At 61.4% G+C, this 11098-nt stretch carries 9 protein-coding genes; 8 read left to right on the top strand and 1 reads right to left on the bottom strand.

The features are described from left to right. Positions 1–16: 16 nt before the first annotated feature. Positions 17–802, top strand: a complete 786-nt coding sequence (locus M0654_RS16155) for an SDR family oxidoreductase (protein ID WP_313791088.1) — start codon at positions 17–19, stop codon at positions 800–802. Between the two features lie 4 nt (positions 803–806). On the opposite strand, the gene M0654_RS16150 is transcribed toward M0654_RS16155, so the two are convergent. Then, the gene (locus M0654_RS16150; protein ID WP_248683994.1) at positions 807–1547 is read right to left on the bottom strand and encodes a metallophosphoesterase family protein; all 741 of its coding nucleotides are present in this window, start codon (positions 1545–1547) and stop codon (positions 807–809) included. A 295-nt stretch (positions 1548–1842) separates the two neighbouring features. Between M0654_RS16150 and M0654_RS16145 the strand changes: the two genes are divergently transcribed. The 7 genes from M0654_RS16145 to M0654_RS16115 are packed head-to-tail and all read left to right on the top strand — an operon-like array spanning position 1843 to position 11074. Beyond that, on the top strand, positions 1843–4128 hold the full coding sequence (locus tag M0654_RS16145) for a nucleotide-binding protein (RefSeq protein WP_248683993.1): 2286 nt from the start codon (positions 1843–1845) through the stop codon (positions 4126–4128). 8 nt (positions 4129–4136) lie between these two features. After that, positions 4137–5258, top strand: coding sequence for a GDP-mannose 4,6-dehydratase (gmd, locus tag M0654_RS16140; RefSeq protein WP_248683992.1), 1122 nt, complete (start codon positions 4137–4139; stop codon positions 5256–5258). Positions 5259–5260: 2 nt separating this feature from the next. Next, positions 5261–6223 (top strand): GDP-L-fucose synthase, encoded by a 963-nt coding sequence (gene fcl / locus M0654_RS16135; RefSeq protein ID WP_248683991.1) that lies wholly within the window; start codon positions 5261–5263, stop codon positions 6221–6223. Beyond that, positions 6220–7509: a WcaI family glycosyltransferase gene (locus M0654_RS16130; protein WP_248683990.1), complete on the top strand. Its 1290-nt coding sequence runs from the start codon at positions 6220–6222 to the stop codon at positions 7507–7509. The genes fcl and M0654_RS16130 overlap by 4 nt, the downstream gene beginning before the upstream one ends. Continuing rightward, positions 7506–8807 carry a lipopolysaccharide biosynthesis protein gene (locus M0654_RS16125; RefSeq protein WP_248683989.1) on the top strand — a complete coding sequence of 434 codons (1302 nt, stop codon included), beginning with the start codon at positions 7506–7508 and terminating at the stop codon, positions 8805–8807. The genes M0654_RS16130 and M0654_RS16125 overlap by 4 nt, the downstream gene beginning before the upstream one ends. Next, a complete protein-coding gene (locus M0654_RS16120; protein WP_248683988.1) occupies positions 8808–9920 on the top strand; it encodes a glycosyltransferase in 1113 nt (370 codons plus the stop codon). It abuts the gene before it with no gap. After that, positions 9917–11074, top strand: coding sequence for a glycosyltransferase (locus tag M0654_RS16115; protein WP_248683987.1), 1158 nt, complete (start codon positions 9917–9919; stop codon positions 11072–11074). Before M0654_RS16120 ends, M0654_RS16115 begins: the two co-directional genes overlap by 4 nt. Positions 11075–11098: the final 24 nt, after the last annotated feature.

Raw genomic sequence — 11098 nt, 5'->3', positions numbered from 1 at the left:
TTGAACCGGCAGGTGGATCATGCATGTCATCGTCACCGGAGGTTCAAGCGGCATAGGGCTTGAAGTATCGCGGCTTTACGCAAGTCGCGGTGCGCGCGTGACCTTGATTGCGCGGGACAGACCAAAGCTCGAGGTGGCGCGTGATGATCTCTTGGTGACTGCCAAAAGCGCTCCCGACGACATCCAGATCGCCTCGGCGGATGTCGGCGATGAAGCGGCAATCCGTGACGCTGTTCAGCAAGCCGAGAGCCGGCTTGGCCCTTGCGACGTCCTCATTGCCTGCGCCGGGATCGTCGAACCGGCGGTCTTCGAAGACCTCTCCAGCGAGCGCTTCAATGAGCAGATACGCATCAACCTGCTTGGCACTGTCAACGCCGTGCGTTCGGTCTACACCGGTATGAAACATCGCGGGCAGGGGCGCATCATGATCGTCTCCTCTGGCGCCGGCCTCATCGGCATTCACGGTTATTCCGCCTACTGCGCTTCGAAAGCTGCACTAACCGGATTTGCCGAAGCACTGGCGCAAGAGGGGCAAGCCCACGGCATCACCGTCGGCATCTGCTTCCCGCCCGATACACAAACGCCGCAGCTTGAACGCGAGCTTCCGAAGCGGCCGATCGAGGCGCAACGGCTGATGGGCAAGGCTGGTGCATGGAGTGCCGAGGCGGTCGCGCGAAAGATCGTCCGCGCCATCGATCGCCGCAGCGGCAAGCTCTATTTCGGTTTTTCGCTTGCCGCGCTAGGTCTCTTCGGCGGCGTCATCAAGCCCGTCTTGTTCTGGTGGTACAGGCGGCGCGCCTGATCCGTCAGATGATGCTGAGTTGCTCGCCGTGGAGTTTGAGCACCGTCAGCTTCCCCGAATAATATGCCCCCGTGTCGATACCGATCCGGCCCGGACCCCTGTCGGGTTCCGGCTGCGGCGTATGGCCGTGGATCACCAGGAACGGCATCTTCGGACCCTCCGCCAGGAACGGATCGCGGATCCACATCAGGTCCTCGTCATCCTGTTGATCGAGCGGTACACCGGGCTTGATCCCCGCATGTACGAAAACAAAACGCCCGATCCGCAACGAGGTTGGCAGTTGCGCCAGGAATTCCTTGTGCGCCGGTGGCACCGCATCGGCAAGAGAGTAGGACAGTCGCTCCATCCGGGTCTTCTTGTTGTTGCCGAGGAAGGTCAGGTCGATACCATAGGAGGTGAGCGTCCGATCACCGCCGATGCCGAGCCAGTCCCAATAGGCCTCCGGCTGATCGAGGAACCGCGCGAACAGATCGTCATGGTTGCCGCAGATCGGCACGCGCCGCAGCTTGAGTTCGCTCGGCCGGATCAGGTGGTCGAGCACCTGGCCTGAGTTTGGTCCCCGGTCGACATAATCTCCGAGAAGCACAACCGGGCCGGGCTGGCCGGTCTTCTGGATGTCCCGCGCAATACGTTCTTCCGCCGCGATCAACTGGTCGAGGCTGCCGTGTACATCACCAATGGCATAAATCGGATAAAGCGGCTCGTCTGGTCCGAGATCGATCCGCCGGCGCGTCGTCTTTGTCACCGGCGCCGAACCTCGGCGCAGCAGCCAATCAGTAAACCTGCCCATAAGTTCTTTCAGTCTCACCTGTCGCAGCGTTGGGAATGGTCGCCTTCCAAAGGAATAGCAAGCGCCCGATTGGGAGCACAGCTTTCAAGGCAGTAAATTTCGCCAGCAATAACGCTTTGGCGCAACGTCCAATGCCCATTCTTCTACTTGCAGGGGCTGTCTGGTTGTAAAGGGTTGCAAGCAACTTAAAAGTGCGTCATGATTAATACACAGTTAATTTTGGCTCAGTCTTTGTTCAGCGGACCGAGTGATGAACCAGAGGCATGTATCGCGTTCGCTTCAGGTCAATGCCCACTCGGAGCCGCAGGCTCCGGCGTTTCATCTTGCCGACGTGATTTCTGTCGCTCGCCGTCAGTGGCGGGTTTTCGGCCTCTGTCTTATTTTCTTCTTGGCGCTCGGCAGCTTTTATTGCTTCACCGCAGTGCCGCGATTTACCGCCAGGACCAGCGTGCTCATCGATGGCGTCAACAGCCAGGTCGTCGAGCAGTTGTCCTCGGTTGCAGGTGTTCTGGATGATGAAGCGTCTTTCCTTGGCCAGGTCGAGCTTCTGAAATCAGAAGCGATCGCCTTTGCAGTCATCGATGGCTTGAAGCTCCAGGACAATCCGGAGTTCATGCGTGGCGCGCCGAACCCGTTCCTGCGCGTGCCCCGGAGCCTTCTCACCTTCTTTCGTCCTGCGCTCCCGCCGCCTGGTCCAGATGCGATGCGGCGGCAGGCGCTGGAGGTGATGAGCCGCGACATGGAAATTGCCCGGGTCGGGCGCTCCTATGTGATCGAGATCTCGTTCACGGCGAATTCTGCGGAACTTGCCGCGTCCGTCGCCACCGCCGTTGCGGATTATTATCTGGCCGACAAGCTCGAGGCCAAGACGAGTGCGACACGCCGCGCCGGCGACTGGCTGCAGCAACGCATCGAGGACCTGCGCCATCAGTCGCTGCAGGCGGATGCGGCCGTGCAGCGGTTCCGGGCAGCCAATGGGCTGCTGGTGGCGAACGACACGCTGCTGTCCGACCAGAAGCTCGTCGATATCAGCCTGTCGCTCAACGCCGCCCGCACGGAAACGGAGAAGGCCCAGGCACGCGTCGAGGCGATCCAGGCGGTGGTGGAGAGTGGTGCGGAGGAGGCCGTTGTGGGCGATGCTCTGGACAGCCCGGTCATCAACACGCTGCGCCAGAAGTTTCTCGAGGCATCGAGGCGCCATTCCGAGATCGTCCGACGCTCCGGTGACACCCATGCGCAAGCTGAGCGGCTGAAGGAGGAAATGGCCGAATACAAGCGGTTGATGTTCGATGAGTTGAAGCGCATCGCACAAAGCTATCAGAATGATCTGGCAGTCGCGACGTCCCGCGAACGGCAGATCGGTGAGGGGCTGGTAAAGGCGACAGCCGTCAGCCTGACCGCCAGCGAAACCCAGGTGCAACTGCGCGAACTGGAATTGACGGCTGCCACATATCGCAACCTTTATCAGACATTCTTGCAGCGTTATCACGAGGCGGTCCAGCAGCAGTCGTTCCCGGTCACCGAAGCACGTGTGATCGCCCGCGCCATGCCGCCCGTGACGCCGAGCGAGCCAAGGATCCCGCTCGTGCTTGCAGTCTCCGTCGTGCTCGGATGTGCGGCCGGTGCGGGTGCTGCTGCTTTTCGCGAAGCCTCCGATCGTGGTTTCCGCGCCGGCGAGCAGGTGAGACAGGTCCTTGGCCTCAGGTTTCTCGGTTACCTTTCCCATGTCGCACCGCTTGCCGACAGTCTACCCAAGCCACCGTCCGGGAAGCACGAGATCCGTAGCAAGGATCCGATCGCCGATTTCGCGACGGAGTTCCCGCTGTCACCCTTCGCCGAGACGCTGCGCAACGTCCGACTGGCTGCTGAACTCGAGATCTCGAAGCGCGGCAAGGTGATTGGCATCATCTCTGTGGTCGCGGGTGAGGGGAAATCCACGGTCGCAATCAACCTAGCAAAACTGCTCGCGCAAGGCGCCAGCACGATCCTGATCGATGCCGACCTGCGCAATCCGGGAGCGACTCGGGCGATCGCCCAGCACGCGCAAGAAGGTTTGCTTGAGGTCCTGTTGTCGCGCGACCCGCCCTCTTCGCGGGCCTTGAGGGATCCGGAGAGCGGTGCGCTCTTTCTGCCGACGGTGATGAAGCGTCGCATCCCGCGCTCGTCCGAGCTTCTCGCCTCGGGTCACATGGCTCGCCTGTTGGCTCAGGCTGCCGCGGCACACGACTATGTCCTCCTGGATCTGCCGCCCGTCGCCCCGATCATCGATGCGAGAGCGGTCATGCCGCATCTCGATGCCTTCGTGCTCGTGGTGGAATGGGGAAAGACGCCGCGCAAGCTTGTCGCCGAGATACTGGCGGCGGAACCGCAACTGAAGGAACTGTGCCTCGGCGTCATCCTCAACAAAGTGGACAGCCGCAAGATGAAGCTCTATCGCGAATATGGATCGTCTCAATACTACGCGTCCCCGCACAACGCATATCATCACGAGGATCCGGATATGACGGTCGTGGACCTGCGTCAGGCACAAGAATGAGTAACACCATGAAAAAGAGAGCACTGATTACCGGCGTGACCGGTCAAGACGGCTCGTATCTTGCGGAGTTTCTGCTGGCCAAGGGCTATGAGGTGCATGGCATCAAGCGCCGCGCCTCGTTGTTCAATACGGCGCGTGTGGATCATATCTACGAAGATCCGCATATGAAGGACGCGCAGTTCAAATTGCATTATGGCGACCTTTCAGATACCTCCAATCTGACCCGCCTCATCCGCGATATCGAGCCGGATGAAGTTTATAACCTCGGGGCTCAGTCGCACGTGGCAGTCAGCTTCGAGGCCCCGGAATATACCGCCGATGTTGATGCGATCGGCACGCTGCGCCTCCTGGAGGCAATCCGGTTCTTAGGCCTTGAGAAGAAGACCCGTTTCTACCAGGCGTCGACATCCGAGCTTTATGGCCTGGTGCAGGAAACACCGCAACGCGAGACGACGCCGTTCTATCCGCGTTCGCCCTATGCGGTTGCCAAGCTTTACGCCTACTGGATCACGGTGAACTACCGCGAAGCCTATGGCATGTATGCCTGCAACGGCATTCTCTTCAACCACGAGTCACCGCGCCGCGGCGAGACCTTCGTCACCCGCAAGATCACCCGTGGCCTTTCCAACATCGCCATGGGGCTCGAATCCTGCCTTTTCATGGGCAATATCGACAGCCTGCGCGACTGGGGCCACGCTAAGGATTATGTCCGCATGCAGTGGATGATGCTGCAGCAGGACGAGCCGGAAGATTTTGTCATCGCCACGGGCGTTCAATATTCGGTGCGTGAGTTCATCCAGTGGACTGCGAGCGAGCTTGGGCTGACGCTGGAGTTCACCGGCGAGGGCGTAGACGAGATTGCCACGGTTGCCGCGATCGAGGGCAACAAGGCGCCGGCGCTGAAGGTAGGCGACGTCGTGATGCGGATCGACCCGCGCTACTTCCGCCCGGCTGAAGTGGATACGCTGCTCGGTTCTTCCGCCAAGGCGAAGCAGAAGCTTGGCTGGGAGCCGGAGATCACCGCCCGCGAGATGTGCGCCGAGATGGTCGCCGAAGACCACAAGGCCGCGCGCCGCCATGCGCTCCTCAAGGAACACGGGCTCAACCTGCCCGTCAGCCTGGAGGGATGAGCATGGCTTATGACCTCAAGGGCAAGAGGGTTTATGTCGCCGGCCATCGCGGCATGGTGGGTTCGGCCATCGTGCGGCGGCTCGCTTCGGAGGGTTGCGAGCTCCTGACCGCCACCCGCTCGGAACTGGACCTGACCCGCCAGGCCGATGTCGAGACCTGGATGGAAAAGAACCGTCCGGACGCCGTGTTCCTCGCGGCGGCCAAGGTCGGCGGCATCCTTGCCAACGATACCAACCCAGCCGACTTCCTTTATGACAACCTCATCCTGGAGGCCAACATCATCCATGCGGCCCACAGGGTCGGCGTCGAAAAGCTGCTGTTCCTCGGCTCTTCCTGCATCTATCCGAAGTTTGCCGAGCAGCCGATCCGCGAAGAGTCGCTTCTGACGGGCGAGCTCGAGCCCACCAACGAATGGTATGCGATCGCCAAGATAGCTGGCATCAAGCTCTGCCAGGCTTACCGGCGCCAGCACGGCCGCGACTTCATCTCCGCCATGCCGACCAACCTGTATGGCCCGGGCGACAACTTCGACCTGAAGTCCAGCCATGTCATGCCGGCGCTGATCCGCAAGGCGCATGAGGCAAAGGTCGGTGGTGCTACCTCCATAACCGTCTGGGGCACTGGCACGCCGCGGCGTGAATTCCTGCATGTCGATGACTGTGCCGATGCCTGCGTACATCTGATGAGGACCTATTCCGACGACACCCACGTCAATGTCGGCTCGGGCGAAGACATCACTATCCTCGATCTCACGAAGCTCGTCTGCCAGGTCGTCGGATACGAGGGTGAAATTGTCCACGACCTGACCAAGCCCGACGGCACGCCGCGCAAGCTGATGAGCGCCGACAAGCTGCGTGGAATGGGTTGGTCACCGAAGATCGGATTGGAAGAGGGGGTGGCAGATGCTTACGCCGCGTTCCTCAAGGGCGAATATCTTGAACGTAGCCAGGGAGATGCTGGATGACATTGACGACCGCTGACAGTCTTGATGGGAATGCAGCGGTCGCTACAAACGGCCGGGCCACGGCAGCAGCCACGGCACCTGCCAGGAGCATTGTCGTCTACGGCATGAACTACACGCCGGAACTTGTCGGCGTTGGCAAGTACACGGGGGAGATTGCGCGGCATCTCTCCGACGAAGGTTGGAATGTCACCGTCGTCACGACGCCGCCGCATTATCCGGCCTGGCAGGTCTCCAAGGGCTACCGCAATAGCTACTCCCGGACAGAAGACAATGGCATTCGAGTCTTCCGCACACCGCTCATCCTCAGGGACCGGATGCAGGGCATCTGGCGGCTTCTCGCGCCGCTTTCCTTCGCAGTCACCTCGGCGCCCATCGCGGTCTGGCAGATCCTCCGCCGGCGGCCGCAGATCGTGTTCTGCATCGAGCCGACGCTACTCGCCGCTCCCGTGGCGATCGTCGCTGCCAGGCTGGTCGGCGCCAAGGTCATCCTGCATGTCCAGGATCTCGAAGTGGATGCAGCCTTTGCTGTCGGGCACCTGAGGGAGCGGCACTGGGTGAGGCGCCTCGCCGAGACATTCGAGAAGATGACGATGGCAGGCGTCGATCAACTCGTCACCATTTCCGAACATATGAGGACGAGACTGCTCGCGCGCGGCGTGGCACCCGCCAAGCTTTCGCTCGTTCGCAACTGGGTTGATCTTGAAGAGATTTATCCGCTCGAACGGACGAGTACCTACAGGAGCCAGTTGGGCTTCGATGCCGGTGACTTTGTTGTTCTCTATGCCGGGACGCTCGGCGCAAAGCAGGGATTGCATGGTCTGATTGACGCCGCCGCACGGCTTCGTGATGACGCTCACATCCACTTCGTCCTCGTGGGCGAGGGGCCGTTGCGGAACGAACTCGAGGCCCGAGCGGGAGAGCTGCCGAATGTTCGATTCATGCCGTTCCAGCCTCGGTCGCGGCTGAACGAACTCATGAACATGCCGGATCTCCATATCTTGCCGCAGGAGAAAGTCGTGGCGGACATGGGCCTACCTTCGAAGCTGAACGCGATGGTGGCGAGCGGCAGACCGATCTTGGTCACGGCGGACGCGGGAACCGAGCTCGCCGGCCTCCTGATGGGTTCCGCGTACATCGTGCCTCCTGATGATCCGGCGCAACTTGCTGAGGCGATTCTTGCGGCCTCCAGGAAACAGGCAGACTTTTCCGGATCGCAGGCAGGCTTGGCGCAGTCACTCTCAAAGATTACGGCCATGAAGGCACTCGCGGAGGTCTTCCGCGCATGAGCCTAACCGGCGAAATCTCCCGTGCCTCTGCCGCCAATGCCCTGGGCCTTGTTCTTGTTGCCGTGGGCCAGATCGTCAGCATACCGGTGATGGTCGGGGCATGGGGCGCGAGCGGCTACGGCACCTGGCTGATGTTGACGACCATCCCTGCCTATCTCGCTCTCACCGACCTGGGCTTCCTGGCCGCCAGTACCAGCGAGATGACAGCACGGGCAGCACGCGGCGAAAAGGATGGCGTCCGCCGGTTGTTCAACGCGCTATCCGCCCTCGTGGCTTCCGTTGCGGCTGCGATCAACCTCATTGGAGGTCTGGCGCTTTGGGCGATCACAGGTGCACCGTGGCTGGCGGATCATGTTGCTGTTCTGCACCTGCTGCTCCTTTACTCCGGGCTTGCCTTGATTTCCCGCGTCAGTCTCGCGGTCCTGCGCGCCAATGGAGCGTATGCCGTCGGCACCCTGACCTATGATATTCTGACCTTTGCCGAGCTGATGGTGACGCTGCTGGTGGTTCGGGCCGGCGGGGACTATGCGGAAGCCTGCCTGGTGATGATCGCCGGTCGGTTGGTCAACATCTTGGTGGTCCATGCCCTGTTGAAGCACCGCGTGCCGTGGTTGGCATTGAGCCTCAGGGCGGTTTCCTTGGCTGAACTTCGCAGGCTCGTGAAGCCGGCGCTCAGTGGGATGGCAGTTGCCGCCAGCCTGTCGATCATGCTGCAAACATCCGTGCTGATCATCGGCGCGTTGCTTTCGCCGGCTGCCGCTGCTGTCTTCGCCACGGTGCGCACGGTGAGCCGCATTCCGATCCAATGTATCGGCGTCGTCAGCCGGGCGACCATGCCGTCGCTTGCCTCCGCGACTGCCCTTGGTTCGCGTGAGCGGCGCCAACACCTGGTTCACCTCAACGGCTTTTTGGTTGCGTTGATCCTGTTACCCTCTGCTGCCGTTCTCGCCCTCTTTGGTAGTGACGTGATCGCCTGGTGGACCGCGGGCATCCAGCCAGGCAAGGGTTTCATGGTTGTGATGGCCCTGGGAATGGTTGCCCATGGCGGATGGAGCGTTGCCGCCAATCTTCTGATGGCGACGAACTCGCATAGTGGTTTTGCGGCACTTCTGGTTGCGCTCACACCCTTGAATGCTCTGCTGATCTTCCTGGGTGCGGCGGCGGCAGGCCTGTCGGGTGCCGGTGTAGCGCTCGCCGTGGCGGAGGCGGCGTGCCTCGTCGCTGCCCTCTACGCCTTTCACGCCACGCCACAAAAGAGGATGCCGTTTTCAACCATCGTTCCAGCGCCGGGGCGATAGATGCAGAACACGCACCGGCCCGTCATCGCTTTCGTCTGGGACAATTTTGGGCCGATGCATGTGGATCGATGCGAAGCCGTGGCGGCGACCGGCGCAAAAATGATCGGTGTCGAACTCTTTGGCACCAGCCCGACCTACGGCTGGGATGCGCCAGCCGCATTATTCAGGAAAATGACATTATACCCGGAGAAGCCAGCAAGCCGTTCCACCTGGGTGACGGCGTGGAGGATCTGGAGGACCTGTCGCCGGGAGCGCGCGACCCACGTCTTTCTCAGCCACTACGAGATGCCCGCAATTTTTCTCGCGGTGGTCCTCATGCGGCTGAGTGACATGAAGGTCTATACGATGGCCTGCTCCAAGTTCGACGACAGCCGACGCCATATCGGCCGTGAGCTTGGAAAGCGCCTGTTCATGCTGCCGTATAATGGTGCGATCGCCGCCGGCAAGCGATCGCAGGACTATCTCCGGTGGCTCGGTATCAAACGTGTCGAACCGGGCTACAACACCCTTTCGCTGGCAAGAGTGCGGGAGCAGGGAGCTAGCGATCCCGCACCGTCGGGCACGCCTTCTGCCGATCGGCATTTCACCGTCATCGCCAGATTGATCAAAAAGAAGAATCTTTTCGTCACGCTGGAGGCTTACGCGGCATACCGCCGGATGACCGCGCACCCAAAAAAGCTTTGCATCTGCGGATCGGGTCCGCTGGAGGCGGATCTCCGGGAGAAGGTCAATTCTATGGGTCTGCAAACGGAGGTCGTGTTCGACGGTTTCCTGCAGTCGCCCGACATCGCCAAGCGGCTTGGGTCCACGCTCGCCTTGCTCCTGCTCAGCACCGAGGAACAGTTCGGCAATGTCGTTATCGAAGCGCAGGCGATTGGCGTGCCGGTCATCGTGTCGGATCGCTGTGGCGCGCGCGATGAATTGGTCCGCAGCGGCTACAACGGCTTTGTTGTCGAGCCGGACAATCCTGAGGGTGCAGCTTTCTTCATGAAGCTTTTGGCGGAAGACGAAGCCCTCTGGTCCACCTTCGCTGAGCGCAGCTTGGCGGGCAGCGCGCGCGGAGACAGCGCAGCTTTCGCCGCGGCTGTAACTTCTTTGGTGGGGGCGGCATGAACGTGCTGAACATCATCGCGACGGTTGATCCGAAAAGCGGCGGCCCGATCGAGGGCCTGAGGCTCAGCGCTGAGAAGATGGGTGACTGGGGTCACCGCAGCGAAATCGTCAGCCTTGATGATCCCTCCGAGAGGTTCCTGGGAGAGGTCAGCCTGCCTGTCCACGCCTGCGGTGGCCACGGCCGCAGGGGATTTCCGTTTCAACTCACCGATCGGATCCGTCGAAACGCCCATCGCTTCGACGTGGCCGTGATCCACGGCCTCTGGAACTGGGCATCCTTGGGCGGGTGGCTGGCGCTGCGGCAGGCGGGCCTGCCATATGTGCAGATCGTCCACGGCATGATGGATCCCTGGTTTGGCCATGCCTATCCAGCCAAGCAACTGGCAAAGCAGGTGGTGTGGACGCTGGCGCAGGGGCGGGCGCTTCGGGATGCCCGCGCCGTCCTTTTCACCACCGAGGAGGAGCGCCGTCTGGCCAGTGGCACCTTCAGCGGTTATCGCTACTGCGAAGAAGTCGTGCGGTACGGCATCGCCGAGCCGCCTCCATCGTCGGAGGCACAACTATGCGCATTCCAAGCCGCCGTGCCTCGTTTGAACAGCCGTCCTTACCTGCTTTTCCTGTCCCGCATTCACGAGAAGAAGGGCTGCGACCTCCTGATCGAGGCTTTCGCGCGGATCGCCGGCCATGCGCCGGACCTTCAGGTTGTTCTGGCGGGACCGGACCAGTCCGGTCTCCGGCCACGCCTGCAGGCGCAGGCGGATCGCCTGGGCGTCGGCTCCCGCCTGCATTGGACTGGCATGTTGCAAGGGGATGCGAAGTGGGGCGCGTTCCGTGGCGCGGATGCTTTCATCCTGCCCTCCCACCAGGAGAATTTCGGCATCGCGGTTGCCGAGGCACTGGTCTGCGCCGTGCCGGTGCTGATCACTGACAAGGTGAACATCTGGCCACAGGTGAAGGCAAGTGGCGGCGGGCTGGTCGAGGTTGATACCGTCGACGGTGTCTCGCGCCTGCTCGAACAGTGGCTTCAGCTTCAAGGGGACCGGAAGCAGGGGATGCGGGTGGCTGCGCGGCGTTGTTACGAAAAGCATTTCCAGATCGATGCTGCGGCACAGAGCCTCCTGGACGTTCTCCATCGAGCAGTGGGAAGGGGCTGATCCAATGCAGGCATCTTGCTCTAC

Source organism: Neorhizobium turbinariae, assembly GCF_023223505.1.
GTDB lineage: Bacteria > Pseudomonadota > Alphaproteobacteria > Rhizobiales > Rhizobiaceae > Neorhizobium > Neorhizobium turbinariae.
This window is presented reverse-complemented; position numbering and strand designations above follow the sequence as displayed.

Excerpts from the sequence above, each read along its gene's own strand:
- fcl (WP_248683991.1), top strand. The coding sequence starts at position 5,261 with ATGGCTTATGACCTCAAGGGCAAGAGGGTTTATGTCGCCGGCCATCGC.
- M0654_RS16115 (WP_248683987.1), top strand. The coding sequence starts at position 9,917 with ATGAACGTGCTGAACATCATCGCGACGGTTGATCCGAAAAGCGGCGGC.
- M0654_RS16125 (WP_248683989.1), top strand. The coding sequence starts at position 7,506 with ATGAGCCTAACCGGCGAAATCTCCCGTGCCTCTGCCGCCAATGCCCTG.
- M0654_RS16120 (WP_248683988.1), top strand. The coding sequence starts at position 8,808 with ATGCAGAACACGCACCGGCCCGTCATCGCTTTCGTCTGGGACAATTTT.
- M0654_RS16145 (WP_248683993.1), top strand. The coding sequence starts at position 1,843 with ATGAACCAGAGGCATGTATCGCGTTCGCTTCAGGTCAATGCCCACTCG.
- M0654_RS16130 (WP_248683990.1), top strand. The coding sequence starts at position 6,220 with ATGACATTGACGACCGCTGACAGTCTTGATGGGAATGCAGCGGTCGCT.
- gmd (WP_248683992.1), top strand. The coding sequence starts at position 4,137 with ATGAAAAAGAGAGCACTGATTACCGGCGTGACCGGTCAAGACGGCTCG.